The sequence below is a fragment of the Bdellovibrio sp. HCB-162 genome, assembly GCF_047344985.1.
Classification (GTDB): Bacteria; Bdellovibrionota; Bdellovibrionia; order Bdellovibrionales; family Bdellovibrionaceae; genus Bdellovibrio.
In genome coordinates, this window is record NZ_CP178861.1 from 2,653,083 (window position 1) to 2,670,762 (window position 17,680).

At 45.2% G+C, this 17,680-nt stretch carries 19 protein-coding genes; 9 read left to right on the forward strand and 10 right to left on the reverse strand.

The window, feature by feature from the left end; translation table 11 throughout:
• Positions 1–39: 39 nt before the first annotated feature.
• Positions 40–519, reverse strand: coding sequence for a cupin domain-containing protein (locus ACLSSO_RS12835; protein WP_413943043.1), 480 nt, complete (start codon positions 517–519; stop codon positions 40–42).
• A gap of 53 nt (positions 520–572) precedes the next feature.
• On the opposite strand from ACLSSO_RS12835, the gene ACLSSO_RS12840 reads away from it, so the two are divergent.
• Together ACLSSO_RS12840 and ACLSSO_RS12845 are read left to right on the forward strand one after the other, a co-directional pair.
• Complete coding sequence (locus ACLSSO_RS12840) at positions 573–1,085, forward strand: MarR family winged helix-turn-helix transcriptional regulator (protein WP_413943044.1); 513 nt, start codon at positions 573–575, stop codon at positions 1,083–1,085.
• 105 nt (positions 1,086–1,190) lie between these two features.
• The gene (locus ACLSSO_RS12845; protein WP_413943045.1) at positions 1,191–3,719 is read left to right on the forward strand and encodes an exo-alpha-sialidase; all 2,529 of its coding nucleotides are present in this window, start codon (positions 1,191–1,193) and stop codon (positions 3,717–3,719) included.
• A 28-nt stretch (positions 3,720–3,747) separates the two neighbouring features.
• Here the strand turns inward: ACLSSO_RS12845 and ACLSSO_RS12850 are convergent, their stop codons facing one another.
• Complete coding sequence (locus ACLSSO_RS12850; RefSeq protein ID WP_295900814.1) at positions 3,748–4,173, reverse strand: hypothetical protein; 426 nt, start codon at positions 4,171–4,173, stop codon at positions 3,748–3,750.
• Positions 4,174–4,282: 109 nt separating this feature from the next.
• On the opposite strand from ACLSSO_RS12850, the gene ACLSSO_RS12855 reads away from it, so the two are divergent.
• Positions 4,283–4,912: a hypothetical protein gene (locus ACLSSO_RS12855; protein WP_413943046.1), complete on the forward strand. Its 630-nt coding sequence runs from the start codon at positions 4,283–4,285 to the stop codon at positions 4,910–4,912.
• A gap of 4 nt (positions 4,913–4,916) precedes the next feature.
• Here the strand turns inward: ACLSSO_RS12855 and ACLSSO_RS12860 are convergent, their stop codons facing one another.
• Together ACLSSO_RS12860 and ACLSSO_RS12865 are read right to left on the reverse strand one after the other, a co-directional pair.
• On the reverse strand, positions 4,917–5,387 hold the full coding sequence (locus ACLSSO_RS12860; RefSeq protein WP_295900810.1) for a hypothetical protein: 471 nt from the start codon (positions 5,385–5,387) through the stop codon (positions 4,917–4,919).
• Positions 5,357–6,982 (reverse strand): hypothetical protein, encoded by a 1,626-nt coding sequence (locus ACLSSO_RS12865; RefSeq protein ID WP_295900807.1) that lies wholly within the window; start codon positions 6,980–6,982, stop codon positions 5,357–5,359. Before ACLSSO_RS12865 ends, ACLSSO_RS12860 begins: the two co-directional genes overlap by 31 nt.
• Before the next feature lie 98 nt (positions 6,983–7,080).
• On the opposite strand from ACLSSO_RS12865, the gene ACLSSO_RS12870 reads away from it, so the two are divergent.
• Together ACLSSO_RS12870 and ACLSSO_RS12875 are read left to right on the forward strand one after the other, a co-directional pair.
• Positions 7,081–7,353 carry a hypothetical protein gene (locus tag ACLSSO_RS12870; RefSeq protein WP_413943047.1) on the forward strand — a complete coding sequence of 91 codons (273 nt, stop codon included), beginning with the start codon at positions 7,081–7,083 and terminating at the stop codon, positions 7,351–7,353.
• A gap of 54 nt (positions 7,354–7,407) precedes the next feature.
• Positions 7,408–9,477, forward strand: a complete 2,070-nt coding sequence (locus tag ACLSSO_RS12875) for a hypothetical protein (protein WP_413943048.1) — start codon at positions 7,408–7,410, stop codon at positions 9,475–9,477.
• On the opposite strand, the gene ACLSSO_RS12880 is transcribed toward ACLSSO_RS12875, so the two are convergent.
• Genes ACLSSO_RS12880 through ACLSSO_RS12890 form a run of 3 tightly spaced genes read right to left on the reverse strand, consistent with a single transcriptional unit; the run spans position 9,474 to position 11,685 of the window.
• Positions 9,474–10,034: a hypothetical protein gene (locus tag ACLSSO_RS12880; protein WP_413943049.1), complete on the reverse strand. Its 561-nt coding sequence runs from the start codon at positions 10,032–10,034 to the stop codon at positions 9,474–9,476. The two genes, ACLSSO_RS12875 and ACLSSO_RS12880, sit on opposite strands and share 4 nt — an antisense overlap.
• A complete protein-coding gene (locus tag ACLSSO_RS12885; protein ID WP_413943050.1) occupies positions 10,031–11,053 on the reverse strand; it encodes a hypothetical protein in 1,023 nt (340 codons plus the stop codon). Before ACLSSO_RS12885 ends, ACLSSO_RS12880 begins: the two co-directional genes overlap by 4 nt.
• Positions 11,044–11,685, reverse strand: a complete 642-nt coding sequence (locus ACLSSO_RS12890) for a tetratricopeptide repeat protein (protein ID WP_295905356.1) — start codon at positions 11,683–11,685, stop codon at positions 11,044–11,046. The genes ACLSSO_RS12885 and ACLSSO_RS12890 overlap by 10 nt, the downstream gene beginning before the upstream one ends.
• A 224-nt stretch (positions 11,686–11,909) precedes the next feature.
• Between ACLSSO_RS12890 and ACLSSO_RS12895 the strand changes: the two genes are divergently transcribed.
• The 3 genes from ACLSSO_RS12895 (at position 11,910) to ACLSSO_RS12905 (ending at position 14,509) form a co-directional block, all read left to right on the forward strand.
• Complete coding sequence (locus ACLSSO_RS12895; RefSeq protein WP_413943051.1) at positions 11,910–13,217, forward strand: hypothetical protein; 1,308 nt, start codon at positions 11,910–11,912, stop codon at positions 13,215–13,217.
• A gap of 63 nt (positions 13,218–13,280) precedes the next feature.
• Positions 13,281–13,982 carry a hypothetical protein gene (locus ACLSSO_RS12900; protein ID WP_413943052.1) on the forward strand — a complete coding sequence of 234 codons (702 nt, stop codon included), beginning with the start codon at positions 13,281–13,283 and terminating at the stop codon, positions 13,980–13,982.
• Positions 13,983–14,077: 95 nt separating this feature from the next.
• A complete protein-coding gene (locus ACLSSO_RS12905; protein ID WP_413943053.1) occupies positions 14,078–14,509 on the forward strand; it encodes a hypothetical protein in 432 nt (143 codons plus the stop codon).
• A 1-nt stretch (position 14,510) separates the two neighbouring features.
• On the opposite strand, the gene ACLSSO_RS12910 is transcribed toward ACLSSO_RS12905, so the two are convergent.
• From ACLSSO_RS12910 to ACLSSO_RS12920, 3 genes are read right to left on the reverse strand one after another with little or no spacing between them, the layout of a single operon-like run.
• Positions 14,511–15,311: an ABC transporter ATP-binding protein gene (locus ACLSSO_RS12910; protein WP_295905364.1), complete on the reverse strand. Its 801-nt coding sequence runs from the start codon at positions 15,309–15,311 to the stop codon at positions 14,511–14,513.
• Positions 15,308–16,123: an ABC transporter permease gene (locus ACLSSO_RS12915; protein WP_413943054.1), complete on the reverse strand. Its 816-nt coding sequence runs from the start codon at positions 16,121–16,123 to the stop codon at positions 15,308–15,310. Before ACLSSO_RS12915 ends, ACLSSO_RS12910 begins: the two co-directional genes overlap by 4 nt.
• A 9-nt stretch (positions 16,124–16,132) precedes the next feature.
• On the reverse strand, positions 16,133–17,134 hold the full coding sequence (locus tag ACLSSO_RS12920; RefSeq protein WP_295905366.1) for an ABC transporter substrate-binding protein: 1,002 nt from the start codon (positions 17,132–17,134) through the stop codon (positions 16,133–16,135).
• Positions 17,135–17,314: 180 nt separating this feature from the next.
• Here ACLSSO_RS12920 and ACLSSO_RS12925 point away from each other — a divergent pair, with 180 nt between their 5' ends.
• Complete coding sequence (locus tag ACLSSO_RS12925) at positions 17,315–17,632, forward strand: hypothetical protein (RefSeq protein WP_413943055.1); 318 nt, start codon at positions 17,315–17,317, stop codon at positions 17,630–17,632.
• Positions 17,633–17,680 lie beyond the last annotated feature (48 nt).

Genomic DNA, 17,680 nt, shown 5'->3' on the forward strand with positions numbered 1-17,680 from the left:
ACGAAAAAGGCAGAGTTTTATCTCTGCCTTTTTTATTTTCTAAGGACGTCGGATGAGGTTGTACTTATCTTGCACTCTTTCGATATCTTTTAAAGTCTGTTCGTAGTTCCCGACCTTATCAGACTTACTCGCAATAAGAGGGATCATCTCTCTAAAAAACCCCTCAAAGCCACCTGGAGTGTAAATAATTAAGCATCTTGCCGTTTCAGCGCTGGGATTGGCCCAACGAAAAAAGGTCCCGCGGGGAATAAAGACTGCATCGCCGACCTTACACTCCGTGATTTGTTCATTAAACATGAAATTCAAACGACCTTCTAAAACCCGGCAATACCAATCGGTGTCTTGATGCGCATGGAATTTGGGAGGTGATTGAAAATGTCCAGCAACGTCTCTTTCAACGAGAGAAAACTGCCCACCCGTCGCCTCTTTATCTATTTTGATTGTGATACGATCTGTGCCTAGCTGAAGAGTCTCCCCTTGAGCGTCTGAAATAGTGCGCGGTTGTGGCTGAGATCCCATAAAACCTCCAATATCTTGACATCAAGATATTTCGTATTTATCTTGATATCAAGATGAAAGAACAAAAAGGCTCAAATCAAGATTATGTCGACGTTTTTTTACAAGAATGGGAAAGCCAAAGCGGGCAGGTTCGTTATTCTGACCCCGCCACAGCCTTTTTATTTCGCACTTTGCGCCTGTCGGCTCTTTTAGAGGCACGCCTTTCATCTCTTTGCGCCAAGCACGGCATCACCGCCTCACAGTTTCAAACTCTCGCAGCTTTACGCCGCCTTTCCCCACAACCACTGACGGCCGCTCAAGTGATGAAATACAGTGTTCTCACATCCGGCTCTGTGACCAGCATGATTGATCAATTACAAAAAAAGGGACTGGTTAAAAAACTCCAAGATGAAACAGACAAGAGAGCCGTGCGCATCACACTCACCCCTCGCGGAAAAGATTTAATAGAACCGATTTTAAAAGAAAGACTGAAAGAGCTGCAGAGCTTTGCAAAGAAGATTTCTAAAAAAGAACAAGAGGCCGTATCAGAAGCCTTAAAGAAAATCTTGCTCTTCGAAGAAGACTAACGCCACATCGACTGCAAAGCCATTGTTCCAAAGCGAAACACGACCTGTGTCTCATGAGACATCCGTACGCTATAGTTTCTAGTATAAACACCCGATACTGTAATTGTGAAAACTTTTTTAGAACGTCTTCTCTTCACATTGCTCGTACCGTTTTTGGTGAATTGCCAACTCGATGCCCACTTGCAAAGTTCTCTTTCAATTCCTTCATTGACAACGCCGCCTCTTCCCTTAGCAAAGTCTTCCGTGTATTCAGGAGAGTCCATTTCATTGCAGACTCTTTTTGCAACCGACGAATATACCAATTACGTCGTCTCAAGTCCTGATGGATACTATGATTCAGCCAGCAACTCTTTAGTCATTCCCAAAAACCTAAGTAGCAAAACCACCGAACTTATTTTGACCTCTGCCGATGGAGAAACAAAGAAAGTCACGGTAAACATATTAGGCCTTGATGAATCTTTTGTGATGGAAACTCCGCAAACTTATGGAGATCAAAATTATCCAACTTCAGGTACAAAACTTTCGGATGGAACGCTATTGATTGGGACCATCATTGTCGATTCCGCGGGAGGTTGGGAGTGGACCGTCGTTCAACGAAGCTCTGATAACGGAATTACTTGGAATGTAGCCGATCACTATCAGCCCTACAACGAGGGCGAGGCCCACATCTTGTCTATGTCCAGTCACTTGAACTCCGCTTATTCATGCGGATACCAATGGGATTCTGATAATTACGATGCTATTCATTGGTATGTCAGGCGATCAACCGACAGTGGGCTCACATGGACGTCTGCCGATGTAGATACAGAGTTAGATATCGAAAGTTTATGCCAATCCACTGCGACGTCACCTTCTACGGGATATGTTTACGCCGCTGGGTACGATTCCCGAGGCCCCGGCGACACCCATCGTTGGGTTCTCAAAGAAAGTAAGGATCAGGGGCAAACTTGGTCCATCATCTACACTCAAGATGTAAACACCTATAATGCCCAAATCCTGCATGTGCGAGTGGCTCCTGATAACACTATTTGGTTCATTGCTCAAAACGCTTCTAGTAAAGCCGTTTTATATAAAGGGACTTTTGCAACATCATGGTCATTTACAGACATGAACGTGGAATTAGGCAACGTGGCGACTTCCAATTATCAAGGTTACGGCGAGCTGCAAATCATCAACAATACAACGGCCTATCTTTCTTCAAATTTTGGAAGCTACAGTTGGAACATCAAACGGACTACCGATGGTGGCGTGACCTGGGCAGAAATCTACAACTACGGTTCCACATCAACTAAGGTCGGCGAAGTTGAAGTTTTAAGCGACGGCACAATAGTTTCCATAGGCACCTACTATCCTCCCGGTTGGCCTGCTCCTAATCCAGAAATAAAAATAGTCCGCAGCACAGATGGCGGGAATACATGGTCCACGTCAACACTGAAGTCAGGAAGCCACGTTAACGGCTGCCTCCTATTTCCAGGAACAAGCAATGGCGTTCATGCAATAGCCAGCTTCTATTACTATGCTCTCAACTTTTATTCGACTGACAGTGGTGCCACATGGTCAGAAAGAGACTTCATTGCTTATACCGAAAAATTTTATAATGAAATCACTAAGCTCCTTGTCCTCCCGTCGGGCCGCTATCTTAGCGTGGGATGGCTGGGTTCTTTATCAAAATCCAATAGTAATAATCCTTGGTTTACCGGAATCAGCTCTGACAAAGGAAAGACATGGAGTTCATCGGATCTCTTCGTAGACCCTACACGTGTATTTTCAACGGTCGATGCTGCCTACGACAAGCTTGGAAACATCTATGTTCTGGGCAGGTCTGGACCCTCCGCGCTCGTTCGTAAAAGTTCAGACGGAGGACAAAGTTGGGCTTACGTGGAACAATACACTCATCCAACCTATCCATCGGAGCCATTTCAATGGTCTACGCAAGGACGCCTGGTTGTCGATCAAAACAACAATTTATATTACGGTGCATTTTATGGATATTCTTCCAACGGCTTTGTGGAAATACGAAAAGGTTCACCGAGTGGCGCAATGTGGAGTACAGTAAGCACATTCCCACAAAACACCAGTAATACATATTTTGGTCTTGATGATCTTAAAGTCGACAAGAACAATGTCTTATGGCTCTCGGGACGGGAATCCAATCCTGTCTCGGAAAGAATTCTCTATAAATCCGTCGATGGCGGAGTTACTTGGAATGAAGTCCGTCGAGAACCCAACACCACTTCTAACCCTTATGAAGAAATCGCTTTTGACTCAAATGGAAATATCTATTTGAAGCAACAAACACAGATTCAAAAAAGTGAGGACGGAGGTTTAACGTGGACGACTATCATGGATTCCACCTACACACCAAAGAGTCTTCTTGTGACTACAAGTAATAAAATTTTTGTTTTAACTTCCGACAATAAGATACTGAAGCTCGGCAATGACGGAAGTTGGTTACTTATTAACGACCAAGTATCTTTAATGACTGCCCAAGGACATAATTATATATATTCTTATGAATATGATTCGCTCGCATTATATCAACTTGATTCAGAGACTGTCGGAGTCCACACCCATTACGCTGAGGCTAAAGTTGGTCACGTCGACTTTATTAAGACAATTAAAATTTCCGACTAATCCTGGGCCCTTTGTTTTCAGAAACAAACTAACGACATAACGACTGCAAGACTGTCCAAGCCGGTTTCACTGCAGGTTCTTGCGGAGCTTCTTCGGCCGTAGGTTCATATTGGCTAAGAAGGTCATTCTCGTATTTTAGACATTCTTTCTTTTTGAATTTTCCCTGCGATGGCAAGGATTCTAGAACAGACACTATAAGATCCATGTGCGATTCGTCCAAGGCTCCTTGAGGGGCGCTGTTTTCACGGAGAGATTTGATCTGCTCCAAAACACGGTTCATCGCGCTGTATTTTTCTTTGGTGTTCTTCGCCTTGACCACTTCTTTTTCTAATAGCTCTGCGTAGCTATCCACTTGTTGACGCAAGCTGCGTGAACTGCGAACGGGAACTTCGATAGCCGCGTGAGCATCCAAGACCAAGAACCATATCGAGAATAACAAAATAACGGGTTTCATGCTCACCTCCCGTCCTTTTATCTTATGTTCTGACGATTTTTTCAATCTCGACTGTGTCCTTAAGCCAAATACTGATACTTTTTTAATCAAGTATGTTTGAGGAACCACAATGAAAAGCTTAATTCTTGCCTTTATTTCGTTTTTTTCACTTGTATTGACAATGACAAACACTGCTTCAGCTTCCGCGTCTGCCGACGCTACAGCACTGCCGGCTGCCGCCGCTTCAGCTTCCGCGGCTGCCGCCGAGAAAATGGACATGACGTGTATCACGGAGTTTCCGACAACTAGCTTTGCCATTCGTGAAGTGGGTGACACTGTGATTGTCGAGGTTTTCCATCACAATGGTCCTCGTTATATGCCCGTCTTTGACGGTCTTGCGACTCCTAGTGATATCGCAAAGCTCAATGCCAAAGCTCAGACTTTGACAGCACTTCCGACAATTCAGCGCTTTGAGTGGCCTCGTTCTAAATGTCGAATTCAAGGGACTATGATTGAATCCTGCTTTGGCACAACGGAAGAACAGGATCAAAACGGATTCAAAGTGAAAGGCTGGTCTTTCTATTCGTCTTTAGTAACAGAAACGAGTTTCGCGGGAACCTACAACTCTTATAAGCTTGCTTTAGATTTAACAATTGATGGACAAAGTTATTCGATGCCGATGAAATACGCAGAGAATGAATGCAGTCCGGATTCTTTGATGGCAAGAGAGTTGAGAACTAAATCCCAACTCTCCAAATAGAAAATTAAGAACAAATACCTTCAATAATTTGATAGGAACGCTTCAGAGCCGGATGCGAAGGCATTTTTTCCGCGTAAGGCTCAAAGTCATTCATCACACGCGCTTTGTATTCGGGGCATTTCTCGACAGAGAAATGAGGATCTTGTGCCACGTGCTCTAAAGATTCTGTCGCATAATCCAAATAAACTTCTTTGTCCACTGTTTGCAAGGCGCTTTGTTTGCGCACTTCTGCAATCGTCGACAGAGTTTCTTTTAAAATTTCTACTTTTTCACTCGCCGGCATACGTGAATGAACTTTTCTATTAAGGCCATTGAGGTTCATGTCCACGGTTTGCACCACATTGCTGACAGCCATCACTTGTGCTGCAGAGTCACCACCTGGCGAGAAAGGCGCTCTCACATGAAAAGAGAAAGCGGATGTCACTAGAACTGCGGAAACCGCTCCTAGAACTGTAAGTATTGATCTGCTGTACATACTCTTGCTCCCATTTCTTTTTCCAATTGTTTGTGCTTAGCTGCCACGAAACTCAAGTACCCTGGTGCGCCACCGGCACTCGTGTCAGTGATGATCGAATACGCGTGGGCGATTCTCATATACTCTGGCAACGTCAACTCGTCAGACTTTGCAAACACCGCCTGCAAAAGAGGATGACGATACTTATCGTATTTCACTTTAAGCTCGTTGATTTTCTTCTGCTTATCTTCAGCAGAAAGTTTTTGATTGTCGTTAATAGCTTTCACTTCTTTTTGCACGTAAGGACGCAGTTCTTTATATGTTTTTTGCGCTTTATTTGCATCAAGACCTAATTCGCGAAGAACTTCCAAAGACGTCATCGCTTTATCAAACTCCGCTGCGTCGTCAGAACCCAGACCACGCCAGTATGTTGGAAGATTTGTGACAATCGCCCACTTGCCTGTGCTGACGTTTTGGAAATCGACGTCTGCATCTTTAAGATACTTCTGTTTTGCTTCTCGTTGTTTAATGAAGTTCTCTAAATAAATTTTACCACTGCGAATACCGGCATTAAATCCTAGAGAAACGATCATCTGCTTGATCACTGCGCTCGATGCATGAGTTGCACCGAGCTTACGAAGACGTTCGACGAAATTTCCTGCGCCGATATAACCGTTGTAGTCTTCACCATCTCTAAAAGCTCTGCCATTAATAGTGTCATTACCCGCAGAGAAACTAATGCCCGTCGCATTTTTAAGCATGCTGCGATAGAAAATACCTGTGAATAAAACGTTCTTTAATGGATTTGCTGGCATTGTCATCACGATACAGCGATTGCTGGAAGACCACGGAGTATAACAATCCGCATCTGAGGCTTCGCCCGAGAAACAAAGTTTTTGTCCTTTAGGAACGTCGATTTGATAAGCGCTTTTTTCTGCAATGATTCTTTTGCAAGATTCTTTATTCGATTTTGCAATCTCTTTCACATACCAATCAAGAGCCGAGGGATTTGTTGAAATACCATCATAGCGCATAAACACTTCGCGCAGAGCACTCACCGTCAACTGCCCCACCCCGGCATCAAAGCCGCCGCCCAGTGTATTCACATGCAAACCGCTTTCGTTATAAAGCTTCGGCAAAAGTTCTTTCACCGGAATATTTAAACAATCACCGACGTCCACCAATGAATTGTAAACACTGTTCACGTAAGACTCAGTCACACACGGAGGCTGAAATCCCGCCGCATCGGCCCCTTTTGTTGGAGACAATAAAGCTTGTCCTTCCTCATTACGACACTGCGACATCGCTGTGGATTTTGAATTTAAAGGAATGAAGTTTTGCATAATAAAGGAAACGCATTCCTTGGGAGGGTTACCGCGGCTCACTTGTGCTTGCGAACGGTTTCCAGCGTAAACAGCAGACATCTTTTTAAGATCTTTTAAAAAGTAGTTACGGGCAGGTCCACACTGTTCCGCATTTTCAAAAGCTCCTTTAGATGCAAGCTCCGATGTTCCTGCAACTTCTTTTGAGTCCACGGAAAATCCGTACCACCCAAACGCTGCAAAAGTAAAAAAGCAAAATGCGTAAACCCAGAAGGATGCCTTAGACTGCTTCACGTCTTCTCCTTTATAAAAAACATCAACTTCTTATCTGTTTATTTCTGTAAAAACTGAACGTCCTAAAGTCCAGTTCCAGGATACCGATAAGTTGATTAATGAGATCTCACATTTTAAAAGCCGCATTTTTGTCGCTTCTTTTGGCTGGGTGTTCTGATGTCACACCCCAGGTCAGCATTTTGCGAAAAATTCCGGGGCCCGAGCAAAGCAAGGTTCAAAGTCCCCCCGTTGAAACAGAGCTTGCCAGCATCGGTGTCTCAACTTCGACCACGGGTTATCAGCTTAAGGCCGTTGTTTCAAAAGAGAACAAAACCTCGACCTCTGTTTCAGCGAACGGTTATAAGCTCGTCCTGGATACACAGGCCGAGTAAAATTCAGTTAAATAACTAATGATTTATCCGCGTAATTCCGAATAGTTATTTGGAATGAAATCTCTCGGTGGGACTTTTCTTTTATTTTTAGTTCATCTTGCGTTCGCGCTCACTGCGCGAGCTGATGGCTATAATATTTCCGGAAAAATTTTAAAACCAGATGGCACTCCCTATTCCGGCAGTGCGGTGAGCTTTCTACTTGAAGTCACAAATCCAGCCGGAACCTGCGCGCTTTATCGAGAACAGATTGTCGGCGTCGATATGTCTAACACGAAAGGCGCCTTCCACGTTGTTTTAGGAAGTGGCTCACGCATTTTTCCAACAGCCGGTGGAACAACGATCGAAAGCCTTTTCAGTAACGACTCCGTTCTTAATTGTTCTGATGGCACCACCTACACTCCCCTTGCCAATGATGAGCGCAGTATTAAAATTTCTTTTTACGATGGATCTGCGTGGCAAGCTTTTGCGCAACAACCTCTAAAATCAGTTCCCCTTTCAACCATTGCGCGAGTTTCCGGAAGTACAAAAACAATCGACACTTATTCTTCCGCTAATTTATTGCGCTCAAAAACAACGGTTCCTGAGTTGACGTCTGCTGACGTCACAAATCTTCAAGCGTTGCTTGAAGGTACGTCGACGACTTATTTAAAAACTGAAACGGATCCGACAGTAAAAGCTTTTGCAAAAACAAATCTGCCGACTTGTGCTGTGGGAACTGTTTTAAAATCCGATGGAACAGGTTTTTCTTGTGTGACTGACAATGCGGGGATGTCTTTACCTGCGGGAACGGCGGGAAAATATTTACGACATGATGGAACAAACTGGGTGGCTGCAGCTCCTACAATCGCAGATATCGCAAACCTTTCGACTCAGTTGTCAGATAAAGTAAATAAAGCGCAGATTCCTTCTTGTACTGTCAACCAAACAATGACCTACAATTCAGTGACGGATGCTTGGCAATGCTTGGATATCAATCAAGCGTTAGCTGGAGATGTCACTGGAACGCTGGCTGCCAACGTTGTTGCTAAAATCAGAAATGTCGCGGTTTCTGCAACCACACCAAGTACAGGACAGGTTTTAAAATTTGATGGAACATCTTGGGCACCTGCCGCAGATAATGCGGGTGCTGGTGGCACGGTTACCAACGTAGCCACAGGCACTGGTTTGACAGGTGGCCCCGTTACAGGCACAGGAACAATCTCACTTGCCAATACCAGTGTGACTACCGGTACGTATGGTTCCGCAAATCAAGTCGGAAGCTTTACAGTCGATGCTCAAGGTCGTCTCACAGCCGCAACTAACGTAAATATCTCTTTTCCTATAACTTCGGTGGCATCTAAAACAGGAGCCATCACGTTGGACTACGGCGATATCGGAAGTGCCACTTCTAAATACATGACCTACAAACCCAATGGCATTGCGTGTGCTGATGGTCAGATATTAAGATGGCTTGCTTCTGGGACTCGGTGGGAATGTAGCACCGACACGACAGGCACAGTCACGAATGTCTCGAGCGCGAATTCCTATATCACCATTGCAAATGGAACTACGACTCCTACGATCACGTTGAATGTCGGCACCGCTGCTGGCACCGTGGCTGCCGGAAATGATGCGCGTCTTTCAGATGCGCGAACTCCTGCAGGAGCCGCAACTGGTGACTTGGGTGGCAACTATCCATCACCGACCGTTGCGAGAATCCAGGGAGTTCCTGTTGATACATCAGCAGGACTTCAAGACGGAGATTCACTAGTGTACAATTCTACAAGCGGCAAATGGATTCTCAAACGTGCAGGTGGCTGTGAAGCCGGCTGGACACGGGTCAACAAAGGAGCTCCAATTTGTATCAAGCAGATGGATGCGACTCTTAGAACATTTGGTGCGAGCTTAATTTTATGTAGTGATGCCGGAGCAGACTTGTGTACGACAACTCAACTTGTACATGCTTGTCGTGATGGAAATAAATTGGCTCTGAACGCTACGGCGTGGACGACTTCTCTTTCTGCGGGGAACGTGGCTTTGGCCCTTAATTGCAGCTCTTCGGGAGGAGCCTACGGAGTTTCGTCAGAGGACTTATCAACAGCGCCAGTCAAGTCGTCTTACTGCTGCAAACCTGCCAGCAACTAAAAGCTATAACTCACGGCTAGCAGCGCATTCGCGCCGCCTAAGAAATAAAACACGGAACGGACTTCAGAGCTTTGTTCTTGAGACGCACTGTAAATATTGGCAACAGCAATCAAAGCGTGCGTGACGACGCGAATCCAGCGACGATTTTCTCTTTCCTGCCGTTCTTTAGAAAGATATCTTTGTAAGACTTCGTTTTTTTCAGCGAGTGATAAGGATGATCCATCAATCGCATAAAAAAACGAATCCACTTCATTCCCCGTCCAATAGTAAGTAGCACCAAGACCGATAGCCGCAAGCCCCACGTTGGAAGTGATGGCAAAGATGGTGCGGCTAAAGACTTCTTCTGACTGATGATAGGCCATGGTGCCGCCGATGGCTGCAACAGCACCGGAGATCATGTATCCCAGCCCTGCCCGTTCATCTTCTTTTTGTTGTTCTAAAACGAAGTGACGAAATTCATTCCATTGTGCGGCTCCGTCGTAAGTCACTTCTCTTTCAAAGGCCCAGGAGGCGCACGATAAGAATAAAATAAAAGCCGCGAAAAAAATCATTCTCATAGAGTGACCCCAAACTGGATGAACACACCACGAGCTTCTTTTTCATCCCAATAAGAAAGCCCCGTTGAAAAACTTTTGTAAGAAACTAAAAATCCAGCGGCATGATCGTATTCAGAAACACTCAAGACCGCTTGCAAAATTCCGAGCTTGTACGTTAAAGCGCCACGATAGGCGTCGCGGAAATTTTTCGTTTGAGAATTTACTTCTACTTGCAATCCCACTTCCAAAAGTCCCAATGGCACTAAGGGCTTCACGGAAGCTCCTAAAAGACCTTCAGGTTGAATAGGATATTGTTCTGTCTTGCGGCTGCTCACTCCCCAATGCGCAAGGACGGCGGAAACTTGCGGCTGCCACGCGAGATTTTCCCAAGCGTAAAGAATGCCGGGCTCAAGATAAATTAAATCTTGAGTTTCAGAATCAAAAAGATCTTTATTATCTCCCGCAAAGGCTTCACTCACTGCGAAGTATTGACCGATAAAACGAACATGAGTGTAACGGGCTTGAAGACCCGCATAGAAATTATCTTGAACGTAGCTTGCAATCTGTCCCTTGATACTTTGCTCTTCTGCGACGATCAAATCCACCATGGGAAGAGATGGATTTTCAAAACGACTCACAGCCACCAGACGATAAGGCTCAATGGACACTCCCCACGTCGAAGCTTGAAAAGAAGCTTCTAAAGAAATCTCAGCATCAATAGATTCACGACGAGCAAAAAATTTTGTGACGGCTTGTTCGTTGTCATTTCCATTTAAAAGATCTTCAGCCTCTTTTAAATACTCTGCTTGAGTTCCTAAAAATAGATCCGTATCAAAACGCGGTTTGCGTTCCTTTGCAATCGAAGCCGGATTGCAAGGAAGTCCTCTTTGTACACTGTCGAGGGTGTAACAGGCACTTCCTAAGGAGCGAGATAAAAAGCGCGTGCTTCCATCTCGCAAGGCCGCTGGCAAAGTATCAGCTAAAGACGGCTCTGCCAAAATCAACAAACCTACAATAGAAATGACTGATTTTAAAAACACAGATTCTCCCGGGGCCACGGCAGAGCTGCTGCATCTTTCTTAATTTGCGAAAGACGATTTGAAATATCTTGATAATCTTTTTCTCGTTCGGGAAACGCGCCACGCAGGTCTTCTAAAAGAAATAATAAACCGTCAACAATCCGTAAGCCCCAATCGAAAAACGGACGAAGATCATCTGTGCAAACTTGCGACTTGTTTTGAATCTTCCAATTCTTAGTGCCTTCAAGAACAGAGGACTTCAGTAACACCACTCGCAAAGTTGCACTGTAAAGGCGAGCACCTGGCTCTGGCACTGCTTCTAAAACTTTCAAAGCACTCTGCAAATCGCGTCGTCCGCTCGCGCTCACATCTGGAACTCGACTCCACTGCTCTGAGTAGCGAGCCAAGGTGTTCATTAATTGTGATGTTTGTTGATCAATGGATAAACCTGTTAATCTCAAATTTTGTGGCGCGATGTTTTTTACGACCACAAAGGAATAGATCTGCTCGATCTTCACACCCGCTCTTCCTGCATAAGCGGAGGCAAGAGCCATCTTCACGTGATAGTGCGGATCCATTGCAGAAAGCTTTGTGAAATACGCAATGGCTTCATCATAGTTCCCCTGATCCATCATCGAAAAACCTGTCGACAAAGATTTCTCGCGAGTGAGCGGCTCCTCTTTTGACTGACAAGAAGAGAGTACGAAAATGAACGCACATAGAGCGAATTTCAGTTTTGTTTGCATAGTGAGGCGGGATATTAACGCCGCGCATTGGAAAATTCGACAGGCCACGCAATGCAATATAATTAATTCATTGATCCTTACTTCCTAGCAATATACCCCTGCGACCATGTAACACTTCTAAGGAGAGTGACATGTTTCGTAACTTGATTTTGCTAGTATCACTTCTCTTGGGCGTTTCTGCTCAAGCTGCTGTTTGGACCGATGTGAATCAATGGTCTCCAGCTTATGAAGCTCGTTTCAATGAGTGGGTGCGCACTGAATGGCGCGTGGATTTCTTCTCTCGCAAATCTCTTCCAAATGGACAAAGCAATCCTTATTACGGAATGCGCGTTGACTGTGCTGACACAGTTTATTCTATGCGCATCATCTTTGCGTTTGAAAACCGTTTGCCGTTTGTGATCCAAGATCCAACAGCTTCCGGAAAAACTTTGTCTAATAAGATGAGCCGTTGGGATTCACAAAGCGAGATCAATCGTCTTCGTCAATTCTTGTGGTTCATGTATGAAACTGTGAGCACGCGTTCACTTCCAAACGATACGTATCCTGTGGCGATCAGCCGCGACACTATTCGTTCGGGTGCTTTGATCATGACAACCAAGAAGAATCACCACTCTTGGACTGTGAAAGAGATCCTTCCGATTGGTGTGCCTCACTTGGTTTACAACTCTGTAGTGGGTTCTGCTTCTGGTTACGGTTTGCAAGAACGTCAATCATGGCCGAATCCTGACTGGGTTTTTGAAGGTGAGTTTTCTGTTTCCGGAAACGCGGGTTTCCGTTACTGGAGACCTGAATCTTCTTTGAACCGCCCCGTGTGGGAAGTTCCGGGATACAGCGATGAACAATATCGCATTCCTTTGAATAAATGGGTTCGTTACGTGCAAAACCGTTTGGCTCTTCGTCAAGAGACCGACAATCAAATGATCACTCGCTTGCTTAAAACAACTTGCGAAGGATTCACGGGCCGCGTGACTTCTGTGAATGAAGGTTTGGCTTACTTGAAATCAAACTCTCGTTGCATGGACTATGCGACTTACGACACTTATTCGACTCCCAACAGAGATCGCCGTATCTTTGACGACTTCATGGCTTTGCGCCGCGCTTACCGCGAGATCTTGCACATCAACGGCGGCAATCAGTTGGATACAACGGTCGTTGCTCAATTGAATAAAATCTTCCCTGCGATCAACCAGTCCGCTGCGACAGAGACTTCACAAATGGGACCTTCTGTACAAACAGGCGCATCCGTTTGTGTGACAGCGTATCTTCCAGGCAAAGCGATGGATTTGGCTGAGTTCAAGCGCAGAATTTTTGCGGGCCTCATCTCTAACAATCCACACGATGACGGTGCTTATCGTTGGGGTGAAGTGCGTGGACCTTCGCAGCGTGCAAGAAGCTGCCAATCATGGGATCCTTGGAGCCCGGATTTAACACAGGAATAATAGCTGCTTCAGCCTGCGCGCCACGGGCGCTTCGGCTCTGCCGACGTCCGTCGAAAAGGAACTATGAAACCGATTAAATTAAAAACATGGATTATGTGGGGCCTGATCCTTTTTGGGTTGGGTCTTTTCACTGATTACTTTTTCTTCCATATACTTTTTCACGCGAAAAATGGAGCCACCGCAACTCCCGAGACAGGTGCTGTGATCGCTTCTTCTCCCACAGAAAATCAGAATACAAAAACTCCTGATAATTCTTTTTTGGGAGAAGCCACCAACACAGAAGCGGATACGACGTCTTCTAGCAAAGATAACTTTTTAGAATCTTTGCAGCTGTGTGCTCCGGAAGTTGCGGCACAAGCCATTGCGACTCCTGAGGCTCTGATTGAGTACTTGCAAAAAAGTGTCGGCGTTAAAGAAGAAGAAATCTCTTTAGAGAACTATCATCTTACCATGGCAGACGGCTCCAAACGCCGTGTGCACGTGATCACTTCCGACAACACGAACAGTGCCGATAAAAAAGAAATTCGTTTCTTTAAATTGGATGAAGAAGGTTACCCGGAACGTCTTCCACTAAAAGGAAATGAGACGGTGGCTTCCTTACTGGCACAAGGAAAGATCACGAAGCACGAAGTGAAGTCTCAGTTGGTGCTTAAAGACGGCTCTTCTGTTGCTCTTGAAAAACACGACAGCAAGGTCTTTGAGTTTCAGTACAACAATCACGGCAAAACGCTTTCTTGCCGTTTTAAAGACTGTCAGTGCCCGTAAGGTAAGGCCAAGGTCTAGGACCGCATTAAGTTCCTGACATAGTATTTCAAATCACAGCCCCTCTGTTTAACATTGTCAGCAGAGGGGCTTTTTTTATGCAAAAAGACGGTTCGTTTCTACATAGCCGAAGTTTATGGATCTACTACACCCTCTTTTTTTCCGGCTCTCTGGTATTGGTTTACCAGGCGTTTGGTTGGGACATTGTCGGCGACTCCGTAAACTTTCTTTGTCTATTGTTTTTACTGAACGGATTTTTAACCCGTCGGCCTTTACATATTTTAGAAAATTCATTTCTGATGACAGTGGGCTATATTTTGCCACTGCTGATTCGCAACTCTCTCAAACTGACTTACACGGAAGCCCCGTCTATTGCGGATTTTTTAAAGCTTGCGATGAAATCGACGTCAGTCACCTTGATGCTGGGTTGTGCTTTCTCGTGCCTGGGGTATTTCCTTGTCCAGGTATCACAAAGAATCATGCAGCTAAGTCGCAGCAAAATCACGACTCGCAGTTATCACGACGAGTAGTCTAATCCCCCGTTGTTCCCTGAAGCTGTGCTTGTTCAAAGCGGTTTTGTTCCTCCATCACGAGTTGTGAAATTTCTTTTTTTAAATCGTTAAAATCCGGAGACGCTGGATTGCGCGGGCGCGGGAGCTCCACGTGAATGTCTTTTTTCACGGTGCCCGGCCGATAGCTCATCACAATAATCCGATCTGAAAGATAGATGGATTCTTCGATCGAGTGAGTAACAAACACGATGGTCTTTTTTAATTCGCTCCATAGCTTTAACAACTCATCTTGAAGACTCCGGCGAGTGAGGGCATCTAGAGCACCGAAAGGTTCATCCATCAACATGATTGGCGAATCCAAGGCAAGCACACGGGCAATCGCCACCCTCTGTCGCATTCCTCCCGAAAGATCTTTAGGAAAACGATCCCGGAAGTCTGCGAGCTTCAACATTTTCAATAATTCATTGAGTTTGTTTTCAATCTTCTGCGGATTTTCTTTTTTAATTTTTAAACCAAAGGTGATGTTTTCAGCGACCGTCATCCAGGGAAACAGAGCGTACTCTTGAAAGACCATGCCGCGATCCGGGCCGGGCAATAAAATGATTTTTCCATCCACACGGATTTCGCCCTGAGTAGGCAAAGAAAATCCCGCAATGGCATTCAGAAGCGTACTCTTTCCACATCCTGAAGGTCCCAACAAACATACAAACTGTCCTGCGGAAATATTAAAATTAATATCGCGAAGAGCGACGACATCTTTTCCTTCGCCGTAAAAAACTTTATGAACGTGTTCAATTTCAATTTGCGCGGATTCACTCATTCCAAACCTCGATGCCAACGCAAAAGATAATTATTCAGCTTGCTGACGCCCGTATCAATCGCAAGTCCCAAGAGTCCGATGGAGAACATACCGGCAATGATTTTATCTGACCAAAAATATTCGCGCGCTTCCAAAATCCGATAACCAAGTCCATTGTTCACAGCGATCATCTCTGCCACGATCATACAAATAAAGCCGGTGCCAATCCCGATGCGCACACCACTTAAGATGTAAGGCATCGCCGCTGGCAAGATCACTTTTAAAAACATCACACGCGGATTTGCACCTAAGTTTCTGGCGGCACGAATATAAATACTGTCAACGGCTCTGACTCCGACAATGGTGTTCATTAAAACCGGAAAGAAAGCGCCCAGACTGATTAAAAAAACCGCCGGAGGATCGCCGAGCCCAAACCATAAAATGGCCAAAGGAATAAAAGCAATCGGAGGAATAGGACGAAGCACTTGAATCAGTGGATTAAAATAATCATAAATGTGAGTGCTTGCTCCCATCAGAAGACCTAAAGGAAGCGCGAGTCCCGCACCAATGATGAATCCCACCGCCACCCGATAAGAGCTCGCAATGAGATCATGAATAAGTTCTCCAGAGAAAAGCCATTTGGTATAAGATCCTTGTGCAGGATCATAGGCTTCGTAAGGTTTCAGGTATTCATACCATTTCATTAGAACAGCAGAAGGCGCCGGCAACACATGAGGGTTCACTCCTCCGAAGCGCACGACAAGCTCCCACACAATCAGTATGGCGGCTGGCACCCAAAATCCTTTTATTGCCGACGTCCATGCTATTTTCAAACTCAACTCCTAGGGAACTCCCATGGATTTTTTGGCATCCGCAAGAAGATCCAACTTCACCCAGTCTGCCGCCTTGGGAGGATTTTTCATTCGACCAACGCCATATTTGTGCATAAGGTCTGTCGTGATTTGCATGTGCTCAACTGTGAGATCATACGTGTACTCTGCATTTCCCATGGCATCTTTGAAATCTTGGGGAGTGATTTGTCCTTTGAACATTTTTTCGATCACGTATTTCTGTGCGAGATCCGGTTTTTCAATAAAGGTTTTTGTCGCATCAACAAAGCACTTCATAAATTTTTCGGCCACCGCTTTTTTATTCTTGTACATGGTCTCTGTCATGACAAGTGTACGAATCGGTTCTCCCATCGGAGTGTCGTAAGGTTTTATTAACTCCACTCCATAGCCTTTATTGATCGCTTGTGATGATTGCGGCTCACTCTGTGACATGGCATCGATGTTTTTTGCCTGAAGCGCTTGATTCAAATCCGCGAAGGCCATAAAAACAATTCTCACGTCTTTTCCAGGTTGTTCAGACCAGGTGAGATTGTTTTTAGCAAGCTCGGCATACAAAAGAAGTTCTTGGGCCCCGCCGCGAGCCACGCCGACTTTTTTGCCCTTAAGTTCTTTGACCGACGTGATTTTCAAATCAGGTCGCACAACGATGCGCGCCCCGCCTTTCGCAAATCCAGCAACGGCGTAAATCGGCGCACCTCCTGCTCGTCCCGCAATGGCGGCATCTGCGGCACTGGCGGCGACGTCAATCTCTCCTGCGATGATAGCCGGGATGATGTCGAGACCTTTTGCAAAAACTCTTTCTTGAACTTTTAAACCGTATTTTCCGCAGTGCTCAGTGAGGTAACTAATTGCACCGTAGTGAGCGAATTTTAAATTTCCAACACGGACGAGATCGGGAGCTTGCGCTTTTGCATCGAAGTTAAGAATAGAAAGGATCAGGAGAAAGAAAAAACTAAGGATGAGTTTTGAGTGACGCTGATGAGCTTGCTGCATACGGGCCTCCTTAAACTTACAACAGCCCTATCCAACTCCCGAATGACCCGACTCGCAATAAGTCTTATGACATCGATTTAATATGCCTAACGACAGATGACGTTTATGAAATGATGTTATTTGTCTTTTCGCGCCTATAATAAAAATACATAAGACCAAAAAAATTTAAAGGAGTCCTTCATGAAACAAAAAGCACACGCAAGAAAAGCCACTGGCGCGAAGAAAACAAGAACTACGACTTTAAAAGCGAAGGCCAAAGCGAAGGCAAGCCCTAAAAAACAAGCCATGTCTAAACTTGCTACAAAAGCCAAATCGGCTCCTCGCAGTAGAGCGAAAGTGGAATCCACTTTGGAAACGCCTCGTGAGCCATCACGTGAAATGGAAAGCTTGACGGAACAACCTAAAATGAAAATTTCTAGAAAAAACGGCGGCACATTCCGCGAGAATCAAAGAAGCCAATCGCAACCGAATTCGGTGAACCCTGCGGGCCGTAGATAATTCATTGCTTTAGCCTGAGCGCTGCACGCGCCCAGGCTCCGTTCGGCA